General features: G+C 57.2%; 28 protein-coding genes and 2 pseudogenes. 20 read left to right on the top strand and 10 right to left on the bottom strand.

What is annotated here, in order from left to right:
* Window positions 1-76 precede the first annotated feature (76 nt).
* Together MUK72_RS18645 and MUK72_RS18640 are read left to right on the top strand one after the other, a co-directional pair.
* Window positions 77-202: pseudogene (locus MUK72_RS18645) on the top strand (IS1595 family transposase); the annotation flags it as partial.
* Window positions 203-288: 86 nt separating this feature from the next.
* On the top strand, window positions 289-594 hold the full coding sequence (locus MUK72_RS18640) for a putative quinol monooxygenase (protein WP_004054295.1): 306 nt from the start codon (window positions 289-291) through the stop codon (window positions 592-594).
* A gap of 97 nt (window positions 595-691) precedes the next feature.
* On the opposite strand, the gene MUK72_RS18635 is transcribed toward MUK72_RS18640, so the two are convergent.
* The 5 genes and pseudogenes from MUK72_RS18635 to MUK72_RS18615 form a co-directional block, all read right to left on the bottom strand.
* Window positions 692-1246 (bottom strand): type 1 glutamine amidotransferase domain-containing protein, encoded by a 555-nt coding sequence (locus MUK72_RS18635; protein ID WP_004054297.1) that lies wholly within the window; start codon window positions 1244-1246, stop codon window positions 692-694.
* Between the two features lie 403 nt (window positions 1247-1649).
* Window positions 1650-2585, bottom strand: a pseudogene (locus tag MUK72_RS20590) (DUF7972 family membrane protein); the annotation flags it as partial.
* 41 nt (window positions 2586-2626) lie between these two features.
* Window positions 2627-3160 carry a DUF7344 domain-containing protein gene (locus MUK72_RS18625; RefSeq protein WP_244707137.1) on the bottom strand — a complete coding sequence of 178 codons (534 nt, stop codon included), beginning with the start codon at window positions 3158-3160 and terminating at the stop codon, window positions 2627-2629.
* Between the two features lie 159 nt (window positions 3161-3319).
* Entirely contained in the window at window positions 3320-3739 is a 420-nt protein-coding gene (locus tag MUK72_RS18620) for a nuclear transport factor 2 family protein (RefSeq protein WP_244707135.1), read from the bottom strand.
* Window positions 3740-3816: 77 nt separating this feature from the next.
* Entirely contained in the window at window positions 3817-3963 is a 147-nt protein-coding gene (locus tag MUK72_RS18615; protein ID WP_004051857.1) for an Lrp/AsnC family transcriptional regulator, read from the bottom strand.
* A gap of 319 nt (window positions 3964-4282) precedes the next feature.
* Here MUK72_RS18615 and MUK72_RS18610 point away from each other — a divergent pair, with 319 nt between their 5' ends.
* From MUK72_RS18610 to MUK72_RS18585, 6 genes are all read left to right on the top strand, one after another.
* Window positions 4283-5095 carry a helix-turn-helix transcriptional regulator gene (locus MUK72_RS18610; protein WP_244707133.1) on the top strand — a complete coding sequence of 271 codons (813 nt, stop codon included), beginning with the start codon at window positions 4283-4285 and terminating at the stop codon, window positions 5093-5095.
* Window positions 5096-5332: 237 nt separating this feature from the next.
* Window positions 5333-5497: a DUF7563 family protein gene (locus tag MUK72_RS20520; RefSeq protein WP_425311115.1), complete on the top strand. Its 165-nt coding sequence runs from the start codon at window positions 5333-5335 to the stop codon at window positions 5495-5497.
* Window positions 5490-6053: a bacterio-opsin activator domain-containing protein gene (locus tag MUK72_RS18605; protein ID WP_160162774.1), complete on the top strand. Its 564-nt coding sequence runs from the start codon at window positions 5490-5492 to the stop codon at window positions 6051-6053. The genes MUK72_RS20520 and MUK72_RS18605 overlap by 8 nt, the downstream gene beginning before the upstream one ends.
* A 20-nt stretch (window positions 6054-6073) precedes the next feature.
* The gene (locus MUK72_RS18600) at window positions 6074-7243 is read left to right on the top strand and encodes an ISH3 family transposase (RefSeq protein WP_244698896.1); all 1170 of its coding nucleotides are present in this window, start codon (window positions 6074-6076) and stop codon (window positions 7241-7243) included.
* Between the two features lie 199 nt (window positions 7244-7442).
* Window positions 7443-7649, top strand: a complete 207-nt coding sequence (locus MUK72_RS18595; RefSeq protein WP_004054145.1) for a helix-turn-helix domain-containing protein — start codon at window positions 7443-7445, stop codon at window positions 7647-7649.
* Between the two features lie 362 nt (window positions 7650-8011).
* Entirely contained in the window at window positions 8012-8770 is a 759-nt protein-coding gene (locus MUK72_RS18585) for a TrkA C-terminal domain-containing protein (protein WP_244707132.1), read from the top strand.
* A gap of 508 nt (window positions 8771-9278) precedes the next feature.
* Here MUK72_RS18585 and MUK72_RS18580 read toward each other — a convergent pair.
* The 3 genes from MUK72_RS18580 to MUK72_RS18570 all read right to left on the bottom strand — a co-directional run bounded on the left by MUK72_RS18580 (window position 9279) and on the right by MUK72_RS18570 (window position 11614).
* Window positions 9279-9710 carry an SCP2 sterol-binding domain-containing protein gene (locus MUK72_RS18580; protein ID WP_004054147.1) on the bottom strand — a complete coding sequence of 144 codons (432 nt, stop codon included), beginning with the start codon at window positions 9708-9710 and terminating at the stop codon, window positions 9279-9281.
* A gap of 101 nt (window positions 9711-9811) precedes the next feature.
* Complete coding sequence (locus MUK72_RS18575) at window positions 9812-11215, bottom strand: IS701 family transposase (protein WP_244707130.1); 1404 nt, start codon at window positions 11213-11215, stop codon at window positions 9812-9814.
* A gap of 177 nt (window positions 11216-11392) precedes the next feature.
* Window positions 11393-11614 (bottom strand): helix-turn-helix domain-containing protein, encoded by a 222-nt coding sequence (locus MUK72_RS18570; protein ID WP_342346258.1) that lies wholly within the window; start codon window positions 11612-11614, stop codon window positions 11393-11395.
* Between the two features lie 379 nt (window positions 11615-11993).
* On the opposite strand from MUK72_RS18570, the gene MUK72_RS18565 reads away from it, so the two are divergent.
* From MUK72_RS18565 to MUK72_RS18555, 3 genes are all read left to right on the top strand, one after another.
* Complete coding sequence (locus MUK72_RS18565) at window positions 11994-12911, top strand: ABC transporter substrate-binding protein (RefSeq protein WP_004054139.1); 918 nt, start codon at window positions 11994-11996, stop codon at window positions 12909-12911.
* 144 nt (window positions 12912-13055) lie between these two features.
* Complete coding sequence (locus MUK72_RS18560; protein WP_244707128.1) at window positions 13056-14813, top strand: carbon starvation CstA family protein; 1758 nt, start codon at window positions 13056-13058, stop codon at window positions 14811-14813.
* Window positions 14814-15528: 715 nt separating this feature from the next.
* Window positions 15529-16623, top strand: a complete 1095-nt coding sequence (locus tag MUK72_RS18555) for an MFS transporter (protein ID WP_049916326.1) — start codon at window positions 15529-15531, stop codon at window positions 16621-16623.
* A 117-nt stretch (window positions 16624-16740) separates the two neighbouring features.
* Here the strand turns inward: MUK72_RS18555 and MUK72_RS18550 are convergent, their stop codons facing one another.
* Both MUK72_RS18550 and MUK72_RS18545 read right to left on the bottom strand, forming a co-directional pair.
* Complete coding sequence (locus MUK72_RS18550; protein ID WP_004055259.1) at window positions 16741-17886, bottom strand: tyrosine-type recombinase/integrase; 1146 nt, start codon at window positions 17884-17886, stop codon at window positions 16741-16743.
* A 335-nt stretch (window positions 17887-18221) separates the two neighbouring features.
* On the bottom strand, window positions 18222-19079 hold the full coding sequence (locus tag MUK72_RS18545) for a hypothetical protein (protein ID WP_244707126.1): 858 nt from the start codon (window positions 19077-19079) through the stop codon (window positions 18222-18224).
* Between MUK72_RS18545 and MUK72_RS18540 the strand changes: the two genes are divergently transcribed.
* The 9 genes from MUK72_RS18540 (at window position 19041) to MUK72_RS18505 (ending at window position 26905) form a co-directional block, all read left to right on the top strand.
* Window positions 19041-19937: a transposase gene (locus MUK72_RS18540; RefSeq protein WP_244707124.1), complete on the top strand. Its 897-nt coding sequence runs from the start codon at window positions 19041-19043 to the stop codon at window positions 19935-19937. The two genes, MUK72_RS18545 and MUK72_RS18540, sit on opposite strands and share 39 nt — an antisense overlap.
* Window positions 19938-20330: 393 nt before the next feature.
* Complete coding sequence (locus MUK72_RS20515; RefSeq protein WP_343750001.1) at window positions 20331-20438, top strand: ArsR/SmtB family transcription factor; 108 nt, start codon at window positions 20331-20333, stop codon at window positions 20436-20438.
* A 124-nt stretch (window positions 20439-20562) separates the two neighbouring features.
* Window positions 20563-21507: a PhzF family phenazine biosynthesis protein gene (locus MUK72_RS18535; RefSeq protein WP_244707122.1), complete on the top strand. Its 945-nt coding sequence runs from the start codon at window positions 20563-20565 to the stop codon at window positions 21505-21507.
* Entirely contained in the window at window positions 21504-21899 is a 396-nt protein-coding gene (locus MUK72_RS18530) for a RidA family protein (RefSeq protein ID WP_244707120.1), read from the top strand. The genes MUK72_RS18535 and MUK72_RS18530 overlap by 4 nt, the downstream gene beginning before the upstream one ends.
* Before the next feature lie 289 nt (window positions 21900-22188).
* A complete protein-coding gene (locus MUK72_RS18525; RefSeq protein ID WP_244707118.1) occupies window positions 22189-22776 on the top strand; it encodes a DUF7342 family protein in 588 nt (195 codons plus the stop codon).
* A gap of 10 nt (window positions 22777-22786) precedes the next feature.
* Window positions 22787-23230, top strand: coding sequence for a hypothetical protein (locus MUK72_RS18520; protein ID WP_244707116.1), 444 nt, complete (start codon window positions 22787-22789; stop codon window positions 23228-23230).
* 194 nt (window positions 23231-23424) lie between these two features.
* On the top strand, window positions 23425-23709 hold the full coding sequence (locus tag MUK72_RS18515) for a DUF7967 family protein (RefSeq protein WP_005040668.1): 285 nt from the start codon (window positions 23425-23427) through the stop codon (window positions 23707-23709).
* Between the two features lie 65 nt (window positions 23710-23774).
* Window positions 23775-24524, top strand: coding sequence for a helix-turn-helix domain-containing protein (locus MUK72_RS18510; protein WP_244707113.1), 750 nt, complete (start codon window positions 23775-23777; stop codon window positions 24522-24524).
* A gap of 65 nt (window positions 24525-24589) precedes the next feature.
* The gene (locus tag MUK72_RS18505; protein ID WP_244707111.1) at window positions 24590-26905 is read left to right on the top strand and encodes a heavy metal translocating P-type ATPase; all 2316 of its coding nucleotides are present in this window, start codon (window positions 24590-24592) and stop codon (window positions 26903-26905) included.
* Window positions 26906-26911: the final 6 nt, after the last annotated feature.

Below are 26911 nucleotides of genomic sequence, written 5' to 3'. Positions count from 1 at the left end.
TCCGCCCTCGACGAACTCGTCGTCTTGGAACCCCCGCAGAGCGAGATTTCCGGTAGGTGCCCTGTGGTATTCCTGTAACTGTTTCGAGAACCGTCATAGCTTCCTTTGTCAGTGGCTGGCGAAGTTCAGGGGCGTCTCGAAGCACCACCTCCAGAAATACCTCGGATTCCTCGGACTGAAACTCAACTCACCGGACGACTGATTCGAGAAATTGCGGTGTTGCGATGTATCGGGATGAGTGTCTAGCATGAATAGTTATGTGGTTGCGCACACACCTACGGACTGAGTATGACCGACGCAAACGTCGCGCTCCTCGTTCGACTCCAAGCACAGTCCGGCAAAGAATCCGATGTCGAGGAATTCCTCCGTTCGGCACTGCCGATGGCCGAGGAAGAACCGGACACCACCACGTGGTTCGCGCTCCGTATGGACGATTCGACGTTCGGCATCTTCGACACCTTTCCGGATGAATCCGGTCGGGAAGCGCATCTCTCGGGCGAAATCGCTGCTGCCTTGGAGGAAAACGCGGACGAGCTGTTTGCAGAACCGCCGGAGATAGAAGAAGTCGACGTACTGGAGGCCAAACTCCCCTAACATCTGAAATTGAACAGACAGAAGCAGCAAAGACGAATCTCACATCTCGTTCACGAACGCCGGACGTGGCGATGGACACTTTCACGCTATCGCGCCGTTAGTGGCGACCCTCCTCGAACTCCTCGATGATTTTATTACAAAAGGCGTCCAAGTCGTCGGGCTTGCGGCTGGTCACCAGTCCCTCGTCGACGACGACTTCCTTGTTAACCCACTCGCCGCCCGCGTTGCGGATGTCGGTCTGTAAACTGGGGAAGGAAGTCAGCGTCCGACCCTCGACCACGTCGGCCTCGACCAGCGTCCAAGGGCCGTGGCAGATGACTCCTGCGGGCTTTTCTGCCTCGATGAGCTCCCTGACGAAATCCACTGCGTCGCCGTCCGCGCGGAGTTGGTCCGCTCCGACGGAGCCACCCGGAACGACGAGCGCATCGTAATCGTCGGGGGAGACCTCGGAGAAGGTTTTCTCCACCTCGAACGTGTCACCCGGGTCGAGGTCGTTGTTGACGGTTTGGACCTCGCCGGTTTCGGCACCGACGACATCGGTGCTCGCCCCGGCGTCCTCGACGGCTCCCTTCGGTTCGGTGAACTCGACTTCCTCGGTGCCTCTCTGTGCGAGGAAGACAGCGACGTTCGTATCGGTGAGTGATTCTGCCATGGTGTTTTGTCTCCGTCCCTAATGACATCCGCGTTTCAAATAAAGCGAGAGCCTGCCCTCGCAAAGACGTGGTCCACTTGTTCCCGAATTTCCCTCGTCGGTTCGAGTCGGCTCCCGAAGGGGAGGGCAATCCGACAACGCCGGAAAAACATCGTTCGGAACCAACGAGGATGTCATAGAATAAATGGCAAAGACAACCGAAGTGAGCTAGTCGGCGTTTTTTCCGGTCTGTCCTAACAGTTTCACGATGAAGAGAGTGCCATCGAGGGCGAGAACGGTCAGCGTGTCGCCACCGTTTCTGTACCGTCTCTTGAATTGCTTCCTGGGAGTTATTCGCGCTCGGGGAGTTGTGATCGTTGAGAAAGAACGGTCCAATCGTCAGCGTTCGATTCATGACAGTGAGCAGCCGGAGCAGGTAGGCCAACAGGAGCGCGAACGGGAGCAGTGAGAACGCGAACACGACGCCCACGAACAGAAAGCCCGTACTGATGCCGACCACATTGGTGACCCCGAACAGCCAGTCGGACACAGCGGTCGGGTCGAACAGGACCATCATGTACCCCGTGAGCGCGATTGCGGGCAACGCGGCATACAACACGGCGCGCCCGACGCCCACGAGTTCGCGCTGAAAATAGAGCGACTTGAAATACTCACGCGTCGGGCCGAAGAACAACAGCGTCTCGATGAGTTCGTCGAACTGTTCCATTGCTTCTTCTGAGAGTTCGTCCGCGTGTTCGTCGCGCAGCTGTCGCCCAAGATAGATTTTCCACGAGTAGTTGTGGTTGAGTACCGGCAACAATGCGCCGAAGGAGCCGAACGTCGGGTTTTCCAACTGCTCACGTTCGTCCTCGCTGTACGCGCGGACGGCATCGATGTACTCGGCGACCTCCCCGGTCCCGGAGGGATTGTCGCCATCGGCCATCACCCCATCCAAGTCGTCGAGTTCCTCTTCGACTGCTCTGGCGAGCGCCTGAAAGAACTCCGTGGGCTGTCCGGGGCTGACGCCGACATCGATGTGGTTCTCCGTGTCGCGGCGGAACTCCATCGAGTGGTTCATGTGGTCGCGGAAAGTCCCGAGGTCCGAGAGTTGCTGTGAGAGACCGAACTGCGAGAGCGTGAGCACCAATGTTACAGTCGTGATGATGCCGGTCATCAGCGCATAGAACAGCGTTCCAATGGTGCCGGTTGAGAGAAACTTCTGTATCGAGCGTGGACCGTACAGACCGAAAATCACGAACGCCACGAACGTCCCGACGAGCATGGCGGCGGCGACGGCGCGGCGGTCGCCCGTGATGAGCAACCACTGGGTAACTCGGTTGTTCCCGGCCTGTTCGACCATCGTCTCCGGCGGTTGTGAAATGTCGTACGATTCCGTCTCACTCATTGTTGGCCACCACGGCCGTCTCTCGGATGAGTGACTTCGTGACGATAAGTCGCCGACTCCGTTCGCCCCACAGTCGCTCCCGATTCAGCGTCTCCTGCAACGTTTCCGAACGATTTCTCCATCGGCCCGTTCGACGTGTCCCGTATCGTCGCGCGCCAGTGGTCGTACTCAACGAGACCCGCATCCGCGAGCGTCGGCAGGTCTCTGTAGTGCAGTCCGACGGCGACCGCCTCGCGGTGCTTCTCGGGTTCGAGCGTTTCTCGTGATGGTTCCGAGTCACTCTCGCGTCGTCTTTCCAATTCGTGTGCGGACACTTCGCCGACGAGGGCATCGAACGAAACGGTTCCATCGGGGGCGTCGGTCACACAATCGAGTATCGTTCGACATCGGTGATTGGCGACGGGAGCATATGATTCACTGATCGTCGTCAGGTGGTCAGCAGTCGTGGTACGACTCGTTCTCTCGATAGGTGATGAGCGGCGGTCGATTCCCGAGCGAGACACCCGGTAGTTGTCGGCTGTGTCCGTCATCGGGGTCCACCACGCTTGGCAAGCGATTAAATATTCTTGGTGTACGGTGCAACGTGCCGCGTACACCGTACAGTGTCCTTTGCACCATCCAGCACGGACAGGTACCTCCCTATGGTCCGTTTCGTTCGAAACCGACCGGCCCAAAGGGGTGATCGAACGCTATCGCCCCTCGTTAGTGTCAGCCTGTTCGACGGCGAGTTCGTGGAGGTGCTTGTTTCCGCTCGTCCAGAGCGGCGTTACGACGAACGCGGTGATGTTCCACCTGTCCTCCGTCCGTCGGAAGTCGAACTCGTAGTGACCGCCGACGGTCCAGAAGCCCCCGCCATTCGTCGCCGGACGGTAATATTGCGTCTGGAAGTACGTCTGGCAGGTCGCTCCGTTGTCGTCACCGGCCACGAGATGATTCGTCGAGAGATGCTGGGTTGATTCGAATCGGGAGAGATAGCGCTTCCAGCGCGCCACGAAGTCGTCGGCTGCTATCTCTCGGGATTCTCCGCCGGTCACGCCCGGAAAGTGCACAGTGAGGTCGTCGGCAAAACACGAACGGAGACCCGTCCAGTCGTGAAAGTCCGCGTGCATACACAGTCGAGTCGTCGTGTCAACGATCTCCTGCCGGTCGCACAGCGATGGGACTTCCAGGGGAGGGTTGTCAGCGGTCATCGGGGCGCAACGCCTTCCGACGCGTTCTTGGTTCGGTCGAATGCGTGTTTCGATCCGATATCGTGGCCGGTGTTGTGCCGGGCGTCCTGTTGGAGCAGGTGGAGAATTTGCCTGTCGAGACCGTCGAGCGGTTCGGAGACCATTATGTACCGTGCTTGGGCATGAGAGTACGTGATACTGTCTCCTGTTCGGTGTAAAGCGGGATGAACATCTAAACCGGTACGAAACGCCAGCCACGGAATCATGTCGATCAGGCGGCGTTCGATATTGGTCGGCGTCGTGGGTATGCCGTCGGGAACTTTTATCCGCGAATGGAACTTTCGACACCAGGGTCGCTACGTATCCACGTGGTCGGCATAAGCAACCAGCAATGTACGGTCGGTTTTTGGAAAGATAGTGTGTTGTCTCGTCCGTCGTCGTACACGGGGAAACGATTTGAGGCCACATGCGGTAACGGATGGCATGGATGGACCTCTCGACGACGCCGAGTTCCTGATTCGCTCGGCAAACCGGGTGAGACTCCTCGAACTCCTCGTCGAAGGGCCACACGAGCGCCGCGACATGCAGGACGATATCGACGTCACGCGCGTGACGATGGGACGTCTGCTCGGCGACCTCGAAGACCACGGGTGGGTTGAACGCCGCAGCCACGACTACCACATCACGCCGCTTGGCCGCATCGTCTTCGAGGACTTGGACGTGTTCCTCGACACGATTTGGCTGGCTCAAAAACTACGCGACCTCATCTCGCACGTTCCGACCGAAGACCTCCCCATCGACCTCCGCCGCCTCGGCGAAGCCGAATTCGTCTGCGGGGACCCCGCCGATACCGACGCTCCGATACGCCGCATGAGCGACCTGATGGGAAATGCGGACCACCTTCGCATTCTCTTCTCCATCGTCATGGAGGCGGGACCTCGCACGACCGCCGAACGGGCGGAAGCGGGCGCTGACACGGCAGAAGCCGTGCTTTCGGCCGGCGTTGTGGAAGTAGGCCGCAACAATCATCGCTTGTCCGAGTATTTCCGGCGGTGGCTCGAAGCCGGCGATCGCGTGTATCGCTACGATGGGGAGATGCCCCACACCATCGTCCTCGCCGACGAGTCCGTACTGTACTTCGTCGTCAACGACCGCGGGAACGTCCTCGGAATGTTCGTCATCGAGGACGAGGCGGTCTTCGCGTGGGCCGAGGAGACGTTCGAACAGCACAAACGTGCCGCCGAACGCCTCGATGTAGATGTGTTCACCACCGACAACTCAGAACACCCCATGTAACATCCATCCCACCGAGTTGCGTGTATCACCGAGAATTGCTAATGGGACCCCCTGAGACGGACGCGTGTGGTGCAACCGAAAAACCAAGCCGGGAGTGAAACGGGGAATCGCCATGCAGACCAGCGCTCGCCGGACGAACAATACAACCGTCCGGCGTCGAGCGAATGGGGGAATCCTGCTCTGGGATTGCGGACGAGCGTCCTCTCCGGCAGACATGAAAGGGAACGGTGAGTCGCCATGCCTCACTGCAACAACTGCGGCACGTTCGTGAGCCGAGTACGTCCGCGTGTTCGCACCGCCCGGATAGATACCGTGCGCGTCTGTCCCAACTGCGAGGAGAAGCTTCGGGATGGGGCTGGCGTCCGTGAAGCACAGTCTCCCCGCCACGTCAACAATGCCTGAGAGCGCACAGTCGGTCGGCGCAAAACGCGGCCGTCCGGTATCCAGTGATGCGAGCACCGCCCGGTTCGAACTCCCAGCAGCGGGGTTCGTCCTCGGGGAGTTGTTCGAGCGGGTTCCCGACGCACGCGCCGAACTTGAACCCACGGTCGCCGGTCCGACCGACCGCGCTGTCGTCGTCGTTCGGGCGGATGAGCGCGAGCGCACCGCAGTCGAGGACGCGCTCCGAGCCGATTCGGATATCGTGGCGATCGAACGCTTCTGCGAGCAACCGAACGGGTGGATGTATCGGGTGACGTGGGACGGTCACCCCCGTCGGCTCGTGGACCGGCTCGTCGCCGGCGGCGTCACGCTCCTGTCGGTACGGGGACGCGCGGGCCAGTGGCGTTTTCGCCTCGTGACTCCCGACCGGGACATGCTTGCCCGCGCACACGAAATACTAGAGGAGTCGGGTTGTGAAGTAGAATGCAGACGTATCTCGACCTTCGAAGGGGAACCGTCGGCGCAACGCACGTTGACCGAGAGACAGTATCAGTACCTCACAAAGCGGGTTAGGTGAACGGGCTGCTTGGTGGATTGATGGAGGCCAACCAAGCAGCCAGTGAACTCACAGAGGACCAGGTGCTTAACTTTCTCGTCAACACGCTCAACGAGGAGATCGATATCGGACTCGGCGAGAACGCCGATATCGACTCCAAGGACATCTGGGACGTCCTCGTCGGCGCAACAGCCGACGAGGACTCGGTCAGTCACCTCTGTGAGATTTCAGAGGACTCACCCCACGGCAATACGATTCTCCATCACCTCCGGACGAAGTTCGAGCTCGCAGAGCTCGAACGAGTCGGCAAGACGCTCATCCAACAGGATACCCTCGAACTCCTTCCGGATCGGCCGGTGGAGGTCGTCGCCGACCTCCACCTCCGTCCGTACTACGGCGAGGAGTACGACTCCAAGGAAGAACTCTACGAGTCACTCGCCAAAGCTGGAACGACCACGTTCCACGGCTATGCCACACTCTACGCCCGCGTACGCAACAAACGCTACACGCTGGCGGTGCGCCGTCTCACCGACGGCGACACCGCCAGCTCGATCCTCGCGGAACTGCTCGGCGTGCTCAACGGCCTTAACCTTGAAGTCAAGGCCGTCTACCTCGATCGGGAATTCTACGATACGTACTGTCTGACGCTGCTCGCTGCCCACAACTACGCTTTCGTCATGCCGATCGTGAAGTGGGGCGAGAAGATTCAGACCGAACTGAGTGAAGGCTGGAGCCGCGTGATCGACCACGACCTCCGAGGGGAAATCGACGGTCACACGTGGACCGTCGATTTCCCGGTCTACATCGACTGTACGTACCAACAAGGAAAGTACGACGAGGAAGGTGTGGCGCGTCACGGCTACGCCGTTGACGCGCCGTTCATCGACACACCGCGTCAGGCTCGGAAGTACTACAGCCGACGCTTCGGGATCGAATCGACCTACCGGTTGTCCGAACGAAGTATTGCGATGACGACGACACAGAATCCGGCGGTGAGGTTTCTGTACGTGCTGATCAGCTACCTCCTCCAGAATGCGTGGCGGTATCTCCACTGGGAGTACGTGGCGTCGCCGCGCCGAGGCGCGCGACGCCTCTGGCCGTGGCGATTCGATGAATTCCTCGGAATGGTGCGGAGAGCAGCGGAGACGGCGCTCGCGGTGCGTCGCGCCGTCCCCGCAAACAAGCCACCGGACGACCGCTTCGAGCGGTAATCCACCGACCGGGAACGCCTACTCAGCGAGTGGCAACACCGTTGCGTCGGCGGCGTTCCGCCGCCGACTGCGACAGGTTTGATGCTCTCGGTGTCGAACAACCCTCCTCAGCAGTTACTCGGCACCGATTTCTCCACCGAATTCACACTCAGAAGCAGTCAACCGACGAGCTTTGTGAGGTACTGAGTATACGGCGCTCGTGAAGGCCTTCGAGATGGGGTACTATAACATCCCGCGGAACGTAAGAGCGACTGACCTCGCGGAGGAACTCGATATCTCCCATCAAGCGCTCTCCGAGCGGTTCCGCCGCGCACACAAGCGACTGGTCGAAAACAACCTATTTATCAACGACACACAGCAAGAAAAATCGACTGACCGCCACGGGGGTGACTGCACTCATGACTGAAAGCGGAGCGAAGCAATTTCGTGACCTGCCTCCAAGTGCGAAACTCGTGTTCAAGACGCTCGAATACGCTGACGGAGAACTCACACAACAGGACATCGTCGTTCGGTCCCGACTGTCATATGTGCAAACTGAAGATCGGTGGTCTCGATTCGTGCAACCGGGTGTAGTTGCGTGAGAACGCCCTTCCACGGGCTTCACGCTCATGCTCGTATGAAAATCTCACAAACAAATCTTATCCTGCCAGCGCCACGAGCCGGGGTGCGGGGGCGAGCACCGGAGCCATTGGTCACACGACAGCGTGAGCGTTTGCAGTGTGGTCAGCGGGTGCGGAGTGTTTTATGCGTAGTTGGTGTATCCCCACTATGGTCGCGCTAAACCCCATCCTATCGCTACTGCTCGTGTTCGCGTTAGCGACGCTCATCACACGAATCGGGGCAGTCGCATTGGAAATGTCTGGCCTCTCGCCGGATGTCGCTCAGTTCCAAGCCGCAACGGCGTTTACCGGAGCAGGATATACGACTGACGAGGCCGAAGCGGCGACAGAAACACCCGGTAGACGAACCATCGTCACGCAACTCTTCCGACTCGGGAGTCTCGGTCTCGTCAGTGCGATTGCCTCGCTTGTCCTGTCGTTCACTCGGAGCGGCGGTGATGATTTCCTCAGTATTGTGTATATCGTCGCGGGATCTGTCATCCTATTCCTCGTTGCGAGGAGTTCGTGGCTCAATAGTGTCGTCACGCCAATCATCAAGCGGATACTCAACCGGAGGACTGACCTCGAAATCCGTGATTATGCAAAGGTCCTCGGGCTTCGTGACGAGTATCGCATTGCAGAAATCGATGCTGATGAAGGGGATTGGATCACTGGAAGCCCACTGGCTGAATTGGATCTCCCTGACGAGGGAGTTCGCGTATTAGCTATCGAGAGGCAAGATGGGTCATATATCGGTGCTCCGGGGTCTGATAGCGAGATACAATCGGGTGATACGGCTGTGTTCTACGGACAGGAAAATAGACTACAAGAACTCGCAGACCGTGACCAAAGCGATACGCAAGCACATGAGGACGCCGTTGAAGAGCACAATGAATATGTCAAAGAACAGGAGGAGTCTACAGGATAGTAGTAGTAACTTTTTCTGTAACTAATACTTTCCCACTTACAGGGAATCACTCCTACGATGAGACGGGGGCGAGAGTGTTAGTCGAGTCATCATCCTCTATCGTAGATTGATCCCGGTTGATACTCAATTTCGGGTTCAAAAACACCAGTTTTCCATAGCGATGCGAAAACCACCGTTCTTGATATGCTGAATCGCGGTACGATTAGGACGTCCGAGCACCCATGCAAATAGTCGCCTACGTCCGCGTTTCGACTGTCGGTTCTGTATCCGGATGATCAATCCTCACCAATCAGAGGTCGGCTAGCTATATTCGTCATGCACAGGCGTTTGCGAAATTTAGACCATCAGTATAGATTTCAAGTCTAGTCGTGCATGAGCAATCTACCTGTCTGAGTTCAGACATAATGTATGGAGTGCGCATTTCTCAGGTACTACAAATGGCGAAATCAATTCAATGCCCTAAATTTCACAAATAGGTCGGGTAGTAAAACAATCTAGTCGACCTCGGTCAGTACTCGAACTTGGTATCGATGTACCGTGCGTTTTCAGTCATGACCTGGATCGCTTCGCTGTACTGGAGGACTTTCTGGATGTCGCCGTCGAGTTCGAATTTCTCCTTGCGCCGCCCCTCGGCAGCGTTGACGTCGCCTCGGATGAGGTGCTTCCAGTGGGTTGCTGGACCGTAGTACCTGAAACCGAAGTTCTCCGAGGTCGGCGTATCGATCTGCCGTGCCCGCGTACACTTCCCGTCGATGAGGTCGACAAAGAAGTACAGCGGTTCGCCGTCGTAGGCGTTGTCGGGCTGGATTTCGAATAGGAACGCACCATTGAACTCGACACCCCACCCCGACGCCGCCCGCTCGAAATCCTCGTTGTCGTTCAACTGCTCGTGCCATGTCCCAATCCAGTCGTCGGCCTCACTTGGTAGTTTAATCGCCATTGATCCTATGTAATACACACGTCGAATATCAAATAAACATATTGCCGCTCATCCACAGCCATTTAATATCCGACGCTCTTGCCTGTACTTCTGCGGTTTAATCACCAGTCGGTCAACCCTCTGACCATGGCTTTTCCAACTTCTTCGGCTTTCAGCCGTTCCAACCCTTCAGATTCCGCGATCTGTGTCGCCATTTCGTAGACGAGAGCTCGGGCGATTTCGGGAAATGGTGGCGGCCGAGCGGCCGCGCCCTGCGCGGCTCGCTCGGTCGCAATGAACGCATACGTCAGCAGCACGATCGTCACATGGTGATGCCATCCCTTCCATGACCGGCCTTCGAACTGATCAAGTCCCAGTACTTGCTTGGCTTCTTTGTGGAACTGCTCGATCGCCCACCGAAGGTGGGCGTAGGCAGCCAATTCCTCTATTGACCACTCGTCTAGTCCCCAACAGAGCCAAGCACGGAGCTTCTCTTCGGCGTCTTCGATGAGGAGCCAGCCGATCTCTTCGGAAATGCGGCGCTTTCGGACACGCTTAACCACGCGTACCCGCGTCCGAAAGAACCGCCCGGAGAGCGATTCTTTCGTGCCTTCTGCCCACGTCACTCTGGTCCAATCGTCGTCTGTGAGGCTCTCAGCAATCTCCTCCGGAGATTGCGGAGTCACATCCGACGGATATCGCGGTTCACTGGGGGGACGCCCGATGCCTGATGCGTCTTCAGGGTGCTCGATCGGCGTTGACTCAGGGATGACGTGCATATCCTTGGGTCCGACACCGAGAATGTACGGTTCGCTCCAGTCACGGAGCTGTTTGCGAAAGGACCGGAGTTCACCATAACCGGAGTCGGCCCCCACGCAGGCGTGGGGGACCGACGTCTCTCGTGCACGGGCGAGAAGCTCGAGTGCGATCTGTGGTTTCGTCCGGAATGAGAGGTCATGAGGAACGCCGCAGTCGTGGCGGCGTTCCTCGAATTCATCACTTGTTGCCCAGTTTTGTGGGAGGTAGAGTTCACAGCCAAGTGGCCAGGTGAGTTGATCGGCGTTGTAGTGGTCACCTGGGACGGCAAGAACGCAATCGACGCCAACCTGGCAAGAGGAAATTTTGCCAATCGAGCCAGCGTACTGTGATTTGACGCCGACACTGTCATAACCGTGTTTGAGGATATCGACATCGTCGACGATCAGCATCGCCTCGGGCGATGCGATCGTCTCAGGGATGTGCTCGTTGAGATGATCTTGGACAGCGTTGTGTTCCCAAGGACTCTCACTGATGAATCGGCGGACTCGATGCTCATTGATGTCGAGACGTTTGCCGATGCCACGGAGCGTCTTGTGACTGCCCGGACGAATCAACCCCTCAACGTAAGCGGGCGCGATACGCCAGGTGTTTGCTGCCCGTGGCCAAGAAAGCCCACCGGGACGCGTCGTGAACGCGTCCCTGAGGGGCGCAAGAAACCGACGGATATCGATCTTCGGCGTGTGATTTCGGTAGGAAATGCCACTCATAACTTATCTAGGTTAGACAAGGAGATAGCATCACAGTTTAACCGCAGAAGTACAGACAAGAGCGTCGATCTTTGTGACTTCCTGACGTACTTCACGCTCCAGTGACTTCACCGGGATTCTCATGGAGTCACGCTCCCGATGGCTTGATTCCGCTACGCTACACAAGAGCGTCTGGAATTAAGCGATTTCATAGATCTTCTGTCGAGCATCAGCAAAATGGATTTTCTCAGAGATTTTCTCAATCTCTTTCAGCTGAGCGAGCGCATACCGAACTGTCCGTGGTGGAAGCAGCGTTTCCGCACCGATCTGCTTCTGTGTGAGTGGTTCTTCATGTTCAAGAACTATGAAAACGAGCTTCGCACTTGGCGGGAGATCGAGAAGTTTCTGATCAGCACTCATCATCCCAGATATCGGTCCTAAAGCCGATAAACCAGTTGATAAGTATGAACAGCATTGCACCTACCGACCGCACCGCTCACACAACCGCCGTCATGTGTGATTATAGCATGGCAGCGCATGTAACCGCCGTAGTAGCTCTCAGCAATTTTTACTTCTATCTTGGTATCGAGGATTTCACATAAACCGTTACACGATCCGTCTATTCATTGAACGAATGTCGTTTGGATTGGGAATTCTTATCTGCTTCTGAACCTTTCGCTTGTCATATCCAAGATTTTCAAGCATTTGTCGAGAATACTGGTAAATTGCCTCCGAGATCGTGGGGATTATCGCTACATTGGAATTTATTAACCCGCTAGGGGCTCAACGAGGGAACGCTATGGCAGATCTGAACGTCGCACACGAGTACTTCACCTGGCGTCTCGTCCAGGAGGTCGCCGAGGAGAACAGCTACTTCGAAGCGGAGGGCATCGATCCCGACCTGTCGTACTTCGCTCCGGGGACACAGGACTTCGACGACGGCGACAACGCGTTCGAGTCTGACTGGTGGGATGATCTTGACGAACAGGGCGGGACGCATGGCGTCTGCGAGTGGAACGCTGTCGACGCAGCCGCGGAGACCGACCGCGAGATCATCGGCTCTTACAGTGAGTGGGACCGCGTCATCTTCGCGCGGGCCGACTCCGACATCGAGGACATCGAAGACGTACGCGGACGCTCGATCGGGATCAACGAGTACGCGACCTCCTTCTACTCGCTCCCGGAGATCCTGGAGGGCAACGGATTCGATGAGGAGGAAATCGTCCTCGAGCACGTCGGGTCTGCGGAGGAACGCTTCGAGGCCGTCAAGGAGGGCGAGGTCGACGCCATCGGCGTCCTCGAGCCGTACGTCACGCTCGGCCGCTACGACGACGAACTATCGGAAGTATACGTCGGGCCGTGCCGGGCGGCGATCACGACGAAGGAGGACGTCGACCCCGAAACCGCTGCGAAGTTCCGGACCGCGCTCAACCGAGCCGTCGAGGAAATCAACGACGACCTCGAGGTGTACCGCGACAGGTATGTCGATATGCTCGAAGAGGCCGCCGATGAGAACCTCGATACCTTCGAGGACGTCGACTTCGATCGGCTCCGCGAGGAGTTCGAGCTACGGAACTTCCTGCCGGTCCGTGAGCCCGACTCCAAGCGGGTCGAACGGACCGCCGAGTGGATGCGCGAACACGGCTTCGTCGAGGAGGACGCGGAGATCGAGACGACCGAGGACGTCATCGAAGCCCAGTCGGAATCCGCCGATTGATACAGACTGTCGTAGCTATGTGCCGGTGACCGCTACCCCGTCGGACGTCATCACCGGTAAGAGACTACGACAGTCCTCACGAGGGCGGAGGTCAATTTGCTTGCGGTACGACAGTAACCCGATTATCACTCCTTACACCGACACATGGTTAGCCTCCTGACGGTCGTCGGCGGCGTCGCGTTGATCTTCACCGTCGCGTACCTGACCTACGGGCGGTACATGAGCCGCATGTTCGACCTCGACGAGGACAGGCCGACGCCCGCGCACGATCGGTATGATGGCGTCGATTACGTCCCCTCGCGGAAGCTCGAGCTATTCGGCCACCACTTCTCGAGCGTCGCCGGCGGTGCCCCGATCATCGGACCGATTACCGCCGCGCTCGCGTGGGGCTGGGCGCCTGCGCTCGCCTGGATCGTCGTCGGAACCATCGTCTACGGGGCGATGAACGACTTCGCGGTCCTCACGATGAGCGTCCGTCACGACGGCCGGTCGGTCGGTCACATCTTCGGACAGTACGTCGGCGAGCGCGGGAAGTCGCTGATGCTCTCTCTCGCGTTCACGGCGAACCTGCTCGTCATCGGCGTTCTCTCGCTCGTCGTTGCGATCGTGTTCGACGCGTACCCGAGCACGGCGACAGCCAGCGTCTGTTACGTCGTGCTCGCGCTGCTCTTCGGTCTTTACAAGCGATACGGGCTCCCCTTCCGGCTCGGCACGCTGCTCTTTGTCCCCGCTGTCTTCGGGGGCGTCTGGGTCGGCCTGCAGTACCCGCTGGTGCTGGTGTCGGACGGCGGCGCTACGGTCCTGCCGACGGTCGTGAACGCCAACGTGTCCGTCTGGCTGGTCGTGATCCTGCTGTATGCGTTCTTCGCGAGTGTCCTCCCGGTGCAGACGCTGTTGCAGCCCCGCGATTATCTCTCGTCGTTCCTGCTGTACGCAGGACTTGGCGGGGCGGTCCTCGCGATCGTCGTCGGGACGCTGTTCGGGACCGCGAACCAACCGCTGACGATGAGCCTCGACCCGTTCACCGGGTTTATGAGCGACGCGTTCGCCGGAATCGGCCCCGCGGTGCCGATGCTGTTCCCCACGATCTTCTGCGGCGCGGTCTGCGGGCTGCACTCGATGGTCTGCTCCGGGACGACGCCGAAACAGCTGAACCGCGAGACCGACGCGAACGCCATCGGATACGGGACGACCCTCGTTGAGGGACTGTTGGCGGTCGTCGCCATCGGAACCGTTGCGGTGATCCCTTCGATCCCCTCCGGCTCTGGGATCGGGCTCGCACTCCCGAGCTTCGCCGAGGGCGGGGCCATCATCCTCTCGGCGCTGGGCGTCCCGACCCGCCTCGGTGCGACGTTCATGGCCCTCGTCCTCTCGGCGTTCGCGCTGACGACAGTCGACACATCGATTCGACTCGGCCGATACTTCGTCGAGGATGTCGTCACTGATTCCGAGACGAGCTTTGCGGGAAACCGGTTTGCTAATTCTGCTGCGCAGACGGCACTCGCGTACCTGTTGGTCGCGAGCGGGAGCTGGGCGGCCATCTGGCCTCTTTTCGGCGGCGCCGTCCAGGTGTTCGCCGGCCTCTCAATCGTTACCGTCGTCGTGTGGGTTCGCAACTGGGACGCGGGCAAGGAGGTGCGCAGTCTGCTCGCCGGTGCCGCGTTCGTCCTCGCAACGAGCCTCTCGGCGCTGGGCTACCTCGCTATTTCGAATCTGGGGACAAAACTTCTCAATCCAGCGTGGCTCGGTACCGCGTCACCCATCCAAATTGCCTCCGTCGCCGTCCAGGTAGTCGTCGTTGGCGTACTCGGCGCGCTGACCGTCGAAATTCTCCGTATCGCCGCCGGGAACGTCTCGTTCGGCGTCGGGCGCTCGTCGACGGTGCGAGAGCCTGGCGACTGATTGGTGGCTTCGCTCATCCCGACGAACCGTAACTTAATTGAGAGCGTGTCGGTCTCACCGGGAGGTATGACTCGTTCCCGCGCTCAGTCTTTAGGTGATGGATAGTCGAGATGAGCGTTCATCGAATTCATCCAGTAACCCCACTTTCGACACCCCTGACTGGTAATCTAATCCTTTTTCCTTCGGGCGATTTCACTGTTTATAATCGAATATTTGACTTGATCGGGTGCAGATCGTCGCTCTCCATGAGCGGCGATCTTCATTCGTCCATAAACTGCTGTAGGTGCCGGTCTCGCACCGTTTCAGTCAGTGCTCACCACGCTCACCGACACGGTAGAACTCCTTCTGATACATGGGTGTCTGAAACATCACACATACTACTGCTTATCGAAACCGCCCGACGGAAAAAGGATAGAATTGAACCGAAGGGGTGTCGAAAGTGGGCTGAACTCACCGAAGGAATCGTCAGGCGGAACCGGGATCAACAGAGCACTCTCACCCACTACTGGCGACACTGATTACGCGCGATCCGACAACCGGATGTTTGTGCTGGCACTGCAAGCGTTTTGCAACCAGCGCGGCTACGAGCGAACGAGCGGAATTGATGGATGCGTTGTCTTCTCTCCGGCAGGAAATAGGCGCACTGTGGGCCGATGGAAAAGGAAAGAAGCTAATCGCGATTGCTCTCGGATGGGGGCTCTTGAACGGAACTCGGATGATCTATCCGGTGTTGTTGCCATCATTGAGCGAGAGCTTCGGTCTCACGCTCACCACTGCTGGCCTGTTAGTAACGATTATCTGGGTCACCTACGCGATCGGTCAGGTCCCAAGTGGCGTTCTGGCTGATCGATACGGTGAGCGGACGATATTGACAACAGGGCTGCTGATCGTCGCTGGTGCCGTGTCGTTGGTGGTTCTTGCTCCGTCGACGTGGAGCCTGTTCGCTGCAACCGGACTGATCGGTGTCGGATTGTCTCTGTATCCGGTCGCACGGATTACTGCTCTCTCGGATCTCTACCCTGATCGCATCGGTCGTGTGCTGGGAATAACGATGGCAGCGGGTGACACTGGACAGACAGTCCTCCCGTTGGTTGCTGGTGTCCTCATCGGTCTCACATGGCAGGTGGGTCTTGTCTTTGTCGTACCCCTCCTCGTCGTTGTTGCGATCTCTGTCTGGCGAGTTCTTCCATCAACAGTCTCGTCGGACACAGCACGCACGGAACTGTCTCTCCAGCGGGCGAAGACTGTTCTTCGGGAGCTCTACCATCCGACACTGGTGATCATGGCGATTATTCTGTTTTTGTATATCGGTGTTCTACAGACGTTCTCGGCGTTTTATCCCACCTATCTGATCCACGAAAAGGGATTTTCCTCGACGGCAGCAAGCGCGTTGTTCAGTCTGTTTTTCGCTTTCGGGATCGCTGCCAAGCCGCTTGCTGGCGTTGCGTACGATGTAATCGGTATTCGGCGCTCACTGCCACTCGTCCTCGGTGGAGCCATCCTCGGGTTTGCTCTGCTGCCGTTTCTCACCGATTTCTGGTTACTCGCAGGGGATACGGTTCTGATCAGCTCGATGCTCGGTTCGGGTGCAATCACCCAATCGTACCTTTCGGAGACGATTCCGTCGGAGATAGAGGGCACTGGACTAGGAGCTGTCCGGTCAAGCGCCTCGTTGTTGGCCTCTACGGGGCCGGTGCTCTTCGGCGCGATCGCCGAGCGTGGTTTCTTCGACGAGGGCTATCTCTCGCTGGCTCTTCTTATGGGGGTTGTCACGCTACTCACTCTCCGGCTTCCTGATAAAACGGATTAGGGTAGTTGCGATTCAGAAGGAGGAGTTGACTCCACCGGCTGGATGAGCATGCGATAGGTATGGTTGATTCTCCTCGTGATTCATAGCGAATCTCGAGACTAACCCGTGCGTATGTCCTCACTCGCTGCCGGATCCACCTTGCTGATCAGCCTCCTCGAAGGCACTGGACATCTGATCAGCGAGCTCGCCGGCTTCGATATGCGAGTAGTGCTCGCGAACCACTTCTTCGGAGTTATCTAGCGCTCGGGCGGCAGCTGCATGGCCTGACGTGCGTACGAGAACCTCACCAGCACCGCGCCGGGCACCGTGAGGCATCAGATATTCCTCGCTGTCATCGAGTTCGATACCTGCTTCCTCGCAGAGACGTTTGAGGACGTGCCGGCCAGCGTCGGTCGTTATCGACGGTGGTTCGATATCGTGCTCGATGCAGAGTTCGATCAACGAGCGGTCGGTGTGCATTTCCTCGATCTCTGTGTCGGTGTATCCCTGACGGTCCAGCGTATCTGTCACCTGCTGAGAGAGCGTCGGGCGATGAAACGAGGGGAACACCGGCCAACTCTCGTTCGGTGCATCCAGTACCTTCCGGTACATCTGCAGCGGGTGGATCACCGGCTTGGGGAGGCCTCGATCGTCAAGGCGCTGCTTTTTCGCGAACACCGTCGCGTAGCGGTCCTCGAGATGGACGTCTTCCCACCGGAGTCCTTGGCGTCGTTCGTCGCTCCGGTCTCGAAGGATCTCCGCACCTCGAACGCCAGAGTACGACAACAGGTAGACCAGAGCGCGGTCACGGCAGGCTTTGATCGCGGCCTCTTGGTCTTCACCAACATCGTCGATCGCAGCGCTGGCCTGCTCGTCGACGAAGGAAGTGAGTTGCTGGCGATCCTCGGCGGACCACGCTTGCTGCTCGCCGCTCTTGTGACCGCCGTCATCGGGAATCGGTTCGGTGGCGTTACGTCGCTGAGCGACGTTCTCGGCGAGGTGTCCTTCACGGACGGCCCAGCCGCAGAACGCAGAGACGTACGCGTAGTAGGTACGCACTGTACCTGCAGTCCAACCCTGACGAGTGAGGTGACGGGCGTATTCGCGGAGATGGCTCGAATCCAACTCGTCGAATGTCGTTGGGCTCTCTTCGTGACTAGTGAGGAAGTCGACGAACCGATTGAGCTCTCGGCCTGCGTCCTGGCGGTAGTTACCGCTCTCGCCACCCTGGCCCTTGCCTTTGTCCGTCAGGAAATCCCCGATGACCGCATCAATCGACACCACGCTATGCGCCTCCGGAGCGTTCGCTGGCTCGAACACTGTTCTCAGGGCGAGTAACCGTGGTTCTGGGTTGTGGCATCTGGTGTGCTGTGGGGGAGGGCGGGGCTTCGGATAAATCTACATGTCCTTATTGGACTAAGCACGAGTAAACAACAAAATCGCTAATTCCGCCGATTACAACCTCTTCAAGACTACAGAGGCGCATATCTGCGTCTATAAACTATATACTGCTATAATATTTGCGCAGCGGTCAGTCCCCCAGAACTTCGGAGCATGGAAAATTACAAACCACCATTTCAATCACAAGTCTGGAGCACTATAATTCAATCGTGTCGACTTCAGACTTTCCGACCGCGGTAGACGGTCTCGTTGAGCAGGCTGAAGAACTGTGCGACGTCCACGACCATATCACGCGAATTATCGCGGACCTCGACATTCCACCAGACAGTTTCTCCGATCAGTACTCCCACCCTGGTCAGGCTCAGTTCGACTTCGAACCAGTCATCCGTATGTTTCTCTACCAGCACGCGCGTGAGTTCAACGACAGTGAACTCACGCGCCGTCTCACCGGTACAGCCTACGTCTTCATCCGATTTCGCCTCTCTCGATCTCCCACTCAACAGGCCGTCAACTACATCTGGCGGCGTCGGCTGTCGCTCGCCGACCGCCGCCAGATCAAGGCCACTGCCTGTGCGATCCGTGAGATAGCCGCTAATCACGACCTCATCTCGCCGGGCGAGCCACGGCTCGACCCCGGCGAGATCGACGATGCAGGCGTCACCGACGACCAGATCATGCGGGCGATCCGGATCGCCCGCGATCGTGGCCTCTCCGCGTTCGATACCGACCGAGCGGCCAATACAACGTATCCAGATGAGGTATTCTTCGAACGCCAAGCCTACCTCAATTTGGCGGATATTGGAACGACGACGCCACGTCGTCGTTTCGATCGGCTGAGCGACCGGGCGAAGACGCCTCACGGCGATACGCACCTCCGCACGATGAAGAAGGTCGGAGCGGCGGACGAACAGACCACGCTTGATGATTTCGCAGACGGAGACCCGCCACCGGATTGGGATCGCCTCCGCGAGGCGATCCTCGAACCATTCCACGAGGGCATCGAGTGTCTCCTCGACGATGTTACAGAACGCGGTGGTGTGCGTCAGCCGGTCATCGCTGCCATTGATGTCACTCACTGGGAGTTCTATCCGTCGCCCTACAAGGACGACGAGGATATTGAGTGGGACGACGAGCCAATCATCGTCAACGGCGACGAGAAGGTTCCTAAAGACGATTTTCCCGAAATGGTGAGCGGTGATCCAGATCACCGCCGCAGCTACAAGTTCGCCACGCTCACGATTGTTGGCGAGGACACACCGATCGTCCTAGCCATCGAACCCGTTCGGGAGACGTCGGCCTGGGAGGCCGACGCCGGTGAATCTACACCGAAAACGGCGTTCGTAAACCGATTGATGGAGCAAGCCGAGCAACATGTCGACATCCACAAAGTGTTTGCCGACCGTGAGTTCGACGCGCACGGAGTGCGCGACGAACTCGACCGACACGGCGTCACCTACCTCATCCCGAAGAAAAAATACGCAGCAGATTGGCGTGGAATCGAGCAGATTGACGAGCATTCAGCCGTGGATGTCGCTGTTGAACGTGAGGTACCACTCTGGGTAGATGGCCGAAAACACAAAGTAAGCATCATATATGTTCCATCGACAGAAGAAGAGGGACAGTATGCAGTATTCACAACAAACCGCGACCTATCGCCGGACGAGGCGATAGGTTTCACCTCGCAGTATCGCCAGCGGTGGGTAATTGAAAACGAGTACAAGACAATCAAGAAATATTTCCTCCCAACAACTGCGTCAACAGACTACCGCGTTCGATTGCTGTATTTCGTGCTTGGAGTGGTGATGTATAACGTTTGGAGGCTCACGAACCTCCTGCTCCGTGAGGCAGTTGATGTCGATCTCGGTGACACGCCGCCACTTCGTGCCGGCGAGGTCGTGGAACTCATTGGGTTCTGCCTCGCGCCGGGTGGGTAGCCGTCCACATCACGTCAGTTGTGGACGGCTCAGTAGCGACAGCTGTCTTTTATATTATCTAATCTTACTGATTTTCGATATGAAATTGGTATTCACGACAGGACGTGCATAGAAACTGACGCAATGACCGTGGTATCACGATCTGAGACTACTGGCAATCGTCGAATCGGCTTGTATATTCGCTATACTCCGAAGTTCTGGTGGAAGATGAGACTACAGCAGGTAGAGAGGGCCTACGATGCACGACTTTGGAAGAATAGTAGATTCCGTTTACCACCAAATTAGTCTCAACCACCCAGTTCGTGTTAGAACCGGTTACAGATTCTGCAATGGCTCGCCGAGCCAGCACAAAATTTCTCTCTTCAAGAAGATATCAAAGCGTCGGCACATGTATTGATTCTATTCGGAATAAAAGTAGATGTATCACAATCTACTACTTCACAATATCTCTCAAAGCTTGAGGATGCAAATCTCGTAAAATCACAGCGTATTGGCCAATGAACGTATTGTTAACGTAACGAGGAGATTATTGAGGCCTTTGCAGAATACGTTCACAACGAACTATAACAATTTCTCCGCTTAGTCTCTATAGCATTTCTCGCAGTCAAAATCTATATACCGAGATATGCCGATTAACCAATCAGATGGCCGAACAACCAACTCCACTGCAGCTGTCAAGAACATGACCAGCCACCCACTCTATACCGTAGATGTGTTTTCCCAACGGAAGTACACAGGGAACCAACTTGCAGTTGTAGACGAGGCCCATCGACTATCACCTGACGTCATGCAGCAGATTGCGCAAGAAATGAACTATTCGGAGACGACGTTCATTACTGACCCGAAACCGTCTGAAGCCGGACACCGCGTCCGTATCTTCACCCCACAAACCGAACTCCCGTTCGCGGGGCATCCCACGCTTGGAACTGCTTTCGTGATCCGCGAATACGTCATAGATGGCGAACCGAATGAAATCGTCCTGAATCTCGATGTGGGGTCGATTCGAGTGACTATCGAACAAAACGACATGGGACAGGACATTTATTGGATGGAACAGCAACCCCCAACGTTCGATACTACCATCGACTCGGAACGTGCTGCCCGAATTGTTACCCTCGACACTAATCAAATCGATCCAGCCTACGAGCCACAAGTTGTTTCGACGGGCATCCCCACCCTTATTATTCCAATGACCTCGATCGAAGCAGTGCGAGAAGCCGAAATAAATGGAACGCAATACGAAAATCTAGTTGCAGAGTACGGTGCCAAAGAAGTATTCGTCTTCTCGTCAGAGACTGTTGATTCGGAGAATGATATTCACGCACGAATGTTCGCTCCAGCTTTGGGCGTTCCAGAAGATCCTGCAACTGGTTCAGCGAATGGGTGTCTCGCTGGTTACTTGGCTCAACATCACTACTTCGAAGCGCCATCTGTCGAACATAGTGTCGAGCAGGGCTACGAGATCGAGCGCCCATCATTGCTTCGGCTTCGCGCAGACGCAACAGGTAACAGCGTCTCGGTATCGGTTGGTGGACAAATCCTTCCCGTTTCCATGGGGGAGTTACTATGAATCAGAAGCGTATTCTTGAAACTCCAGATGCACCGGCAGCGGTTGGTCACTACAGTCAGGGGACCACAAACGGACAAGTTGTATTCACTTCAGGACAAATCGCACTCCAATCGGACGGCGAGTCCATTACCGATGAATCAATCACGGTACAGACCCGCCAATGTCTGGACAATGTCATGGCGATACTTGAGGAGGCTGGCGCGAATCCTGAGACGATACTAAAGATGAAGATTTTCCTAACGGATGTGGAGATGTACGAGGAAATGAACACCGTCTACGAGACGTATTTCGCTGACGAACCACCAGCACGAACAGTCTTCGAGGTTGGCAACCTCCCACTCGGAGCAGATGTAGAGATTGAGTCTATCGCAACTATCAATTCAAATAACTGAGGCCACAGAGACCTTGGAAGCGCCGGTCATCGAGGTGTTTGGAAGGCACGAGGTTTTCATGAGGTCTGCTTGACCCACATTAGATGTTCGTAACCACTCTCTGGCTTGAACAAGGATCAGCGGTTCGGCGTTTGAATAGCTACAAATCACCCAATCTCTGATAGATTGCTGACCGCCATCTCTAGACAGCGGGCTATGCATTGAGAGCGCCAGTCTCAACTTCTGCGCGGCGGGTGAGAATATATACACAAGCCGTTGGATATATGTTTCGGCAGGCTGTAGACAGGATATGTCTGAAAAATCCGATTCTGGAACAGCTCAGCATTCGGATGAGCAGGAGCAACCGACTGCTCCTTCCGAGAGTTCCGAACGAGCCGATCGCGGCACCCGTTCATCGCGAACCCGCGGCGAGCGCGTCCGAGCGGCTGCTTGGACGCTTCGGGAGCCTCGTACCGCCTCGTGGATCGCCGAAGAGACGGAGGTCTCAGTTAAGACCGCCCAGAAATACCTCAACCAACTCGTCGAGGACAACGTACTTCTACGAGTCGAGCAAGGTGAACAGACGCTCTACGCTCTCGATCAGCTCATGGCGTCCTACCGCGAAGTGGCCACCCTTCAGCGCGAGCACACCCGAGAGGAGCTCACTAGCGCGCTCGAATCGATGCGCGACTGCATCACCGACTGGAAGGCAACCTACGATGTTGACCAACCGGGCGAACTCCGGTCGAGTCTCGCTGCTCTCGATGACAAACAGGAGAGGGAGTCCCGCCGTGAGGCTGCCAGCGAGTGGGAGCAACTCGAAACCCGCCTCCCGCTCGTGCAAGCGGCCCTCCGCGAGTACGACTGGGCGACCGAACGCGAAACCATCACTGCCTGAGATCCGTTTGATGGGGCTTCCAGGCACAACCGATCCGAGTGTTTACCGTGGATTGAGGGGAGTACTCGACCGTCAGCCGGAGATTACGGCCGTCCAGTATGAACCCGATAGCATCATCAAAGCGTGGCTACGGGCGACCATTGATCCAGATCGAGTACGTCCTCCAACTGGACCCGAGGCTCCAGAACTCCGCGTCGAGTGGCGCTTCCACGGTGATGCAGTCTACTACCAGATTCATTATTACGACCCGAATACGGGCTTCAACTGCGGATGGCACCGCGATGATGACCACCCTGATCTCGGACCGGTTCATTTTCAGTACGAGAACCCAACGACGGGCGAGCACAATCACGAGCGTGTGCAGTTCTCCAAGACTGTCCCGACAGAGATCCTCTGGGAAGCCGGAGATCGATTGTTCGAGGAAAAGCTTCCGACGCTCGTTGGTGAAGATTGATTATCCCGATACAGAACCGACAGTCGAAACGCGGACGTAGGCGACGATTTGTATGGCGTGCTCGGACAACCTAACCATACCGAGCGGGAGTTTTCGTATCGGTATGGAAAACTGCTGTTTTCCGTACTATCTGTGTGAGTAGTCCACTGCGTGATTTCTACCACTTAATCCCTAGGAGCGATAACCAGACGAATATGCCGGATCAACTGGACGACGATGTGCGTGTCTGGCTGGTTGAACGCACCTACTCTGACGACGAGCAGAATTTGATCATCCTCACTTACGCGACCACTAACGGTGAGCAATACTACCGGAAGGAGCGGGCACTCACCTCCTTCACCGACGTGCGCGACACCACCGCGGCCGCCGATGCTGAATCGGATAATCTCGGCACTGTCGATGATCCCGACCTCCAAGAGCGGTACGCCGCCGAGGCACAGCGGATGCAGGAAACGCACGACCCCGACGATGTGATCTGACCCGACCAGCCGAATCTAACAGGCTGAAACCACCTGTTATGGCACTGTAGCACCTATTGCAACCTATGCGCGAACTCGTCTTTGCCCTCGAATACGAACCCGGGTGCAATCGGGTGGCTGATACTCTCGCTAACCATCCAGATGCTTCGGTTCGCTCACTCTCCCTGCACGCTACTGATGACCGACTCTGGCGCGTTGACCATGCTACGGGGACGCCCGATGCTCTCACTGCCATCGAAGACGCCTTTCTCAACAGCGACTATTACGCGGACTGTCTCGCGACCGAGGACTGTAACGCGACTCAGACCACACAGGTTCTTGACCATACCACTGAGACGCTCGTTCTCTACTCGTACTGGGAGCGTACCCCTCTCTGTGCCTCTATCCCTCACATTGCCCGCGATCATCTCGGTGACGGGCTACTGTTCGATACACGCCACGAGAGCCGCCACTACACGTGGCGCATCATCCATTCCGGCGAGGGCAATGTGAGCGAATTCTTCGATGAGCTTGAAACGACAGTCGGCGATTGCGCCCAGATGGAGATGCTTCGAACGGCGGTCGCCTCACCATCCACAAACGACACCTCCAACAGCAACACTGAATTGGCACCTGAACAGCAGGCAGCGGTTCAAGCCGCTGTTGAACATGGTTACTACGAATCTCCCAGAGAAATCGATGTCGGTGAGCTAGCTGAGCATCTCACTATACCACGGTCGACGCTCACCTACCGACTCAGGCGAGCAGAAGAACACTTGGCGAAGCAGTACATTACCCGTGAGCAGCTACCAGACGACCCATCGCCGCCGCTTTGATGCGAAGTCCGGATTTGGAATATTCCAACTAAGGCTTATCGAGCTGTCCACCCTATCTTACGACGATGACTGAAGGTCTGGACGCAGCGGGGCAGGCGAGCAACTCGGGGCAGGGACGACAGTTATCTGTCCGTCTTGCTGTCCCAGAGATGGACTGCCCCTCCTGTGCACAGAAAGTCGACAAGAGTCTCCAGCGCGTCAACGGAATCACTGAGACGACACTCCAACCGACTACCGGCACAGCCACGGTAACCTATGATCCAGACCGTACTGCCGAAGCTGACGTGGTTGCAGCTGTCGAGGGAGCGGGTTACGAGGTTGCTGGCGATGAATCTGATTCTACTGGGAAATCAGGTAGTGAAATGGACATTGCGCCGCCGTCGGAGATCTGGACGAGTCCTCGCGCGATCAAAACATGGATTGGCGCAGGCTTCGTCGTCCTCGGCCTTCTCTTTGAGTTCGTTCTTGCCGGACAGAACCCGGAGGTAGCGTCCCTTCTCGGCTACTCACTGACGCTTGCGGATGGGCTGTTTCTCGTCGCAATTGCTGTCAGCGGCTATCCCGTCGTTCGTGGTGGGTATTACTCCGCACGGAATCTGAGTCTCGACATCGACCTTCTGATGGGAACGGCGATCATCGCAGCCACAGGCATCGGCTATTTCGTCGAAGCCGCGACGCTTGCCGTCCTGTTCAGTATCGCAGAACTCCTCGAAGATTACGCGATGGACAGGGCACGGAACTCGCTGCGTGAATTGATGGAGCTCTCGCCGGACGATGCCACGGTCCGTCGGGATGGCGATGAGGTGACCGTGCCGGCTGAAGACGTAGAAGTGGGTGAGACCGTCATCGTCCGTCCCGGTGACAAGATTCCGCTCGATGGATCGGTTGTCGAAGGTGAGAGCGCAGTTGATGAATCTCCGATCACCGGCGAGAGCGTCCCCGTCGACAAGTCTCTAGGCGAGGAAGTCTACGCCGGGAGCATCAATGAGGAAGGCTATCTCGAAGTGGAAGTCACTTCGACGGCGGGTGATTCGACGCTCTCGCAGATCATCGAGATGGTGCAGGGCGCTCAGGAGAAGAAAACCGAACAGGAGCAGTTCGTCGACCGATTCTCTGGCTACTACACACCCGCAGTCGTCGTGCTGGCGATCCTCACGGCAGCGGTGCCGCCACTCGCGCTTGGGTTGCCGTGGGAGACGTGGTTCATCCGCGGGCTTACCTTGCTCGTCATCGCGTGTCCGTGCGCGTTCGTTATCTCGACACCTGTCTCGGTCGTTTCCGGGATCACGAGCGCTGCGAAAAACGGCGTACTGATCAAAGGCGGCAACCACCTCGAAACGATGGGTGAGGTCGACGTCGTCGCGATGGACAAAACCGGGACTCTCACCAAGGGCGAACTGACGGTCACCGACATCGTTCCGCTCGGAGAGCACAGCGAGACGGATGTCCTTCGATATGGCGCAGGGTTGGAACAGCGTAGTGAACATCCGATTGCTGAGGCGATTCTCACTCGCACGGACGAGGCTACCGTGACCGATCTCCCTTCCCCGTCTGATTTCGAAAGTTTGACTGGAAAGGGCATTCGAGCCGAAATCGACGGCGAGACATACTATGCAGGCAAGCCAGCGCTGTTCGAGGAACTCGGCTTCGATCTCTCACAAACTCGTGGTGTGACCGACGGAGGGACTGTCTCAGACGGTGTTTCTCGAAACCCTTCGCCAGAGCAGGAAGAATTCACCGGGAGCGTATTCACCGAGCTTCAACAAGACGGACGAACAGTCGTCCTCGTTGGAACGGAAGCCGAGTTGGTCGGTGGGATCGCAATCGCTGATGAAGTACGTTCGACCTCGCAGCGTGCAGTCGAGCGTCTCCATGACCGTGGTGTCGGCCACGTGGTGATGTTGACTGGCGACAACGAGGGGACAGCGCGGGCTATCGCCGAGCAGGTCGGTGTCGACGAGTACCGTGCAGAACTGCTGCCGGACGAAAAGGTGGATGCCATCGAGGAGTTGCAGGCCGAGCACGGAGATGTCGCAATGGTCGGCGACGGAATCAATGACGCACCTGCACTCGCCACCGCTGACATCGGCATTGCGATGGGCGCAGCAGGGACGGATACGGCGCTTGAAACCGCGGATATCGCACTGATGGGCGATGACATCGGGAAACTGCCATACCTATACAGACTGTCGCACACGGCAAATGGAGTGATCCGGCAGAATATCTGGGGGAGTCTCGGTGTGAAGGCGTTACTCGCTGTCGGCGTCCCGCTGGGATACGTGAGTGTTGCGCTCGCGGTCGTGGTGGGTGATATGGGAATGAGTCTGGGTGTGACAGGTAACGCGATGCGCCTCTCGCGACTGAGCGGCCCCGAGGACTGAGAGGGT

It is taken from the genome of Halococcus dombrowskii (assembly GCF_022870485.1).
Classification (GTDB): Archaea; Halobacteriota; Halobacteria; order Halobacteriales; family Halococcaceae; genus Halococcus; species Halococcus morrhuae.
The sequence above is the reverse complement of the archived record's forward strand: the minus strand, read 5'-3'. Positions and strand labels throughout refer to the sequence as shown.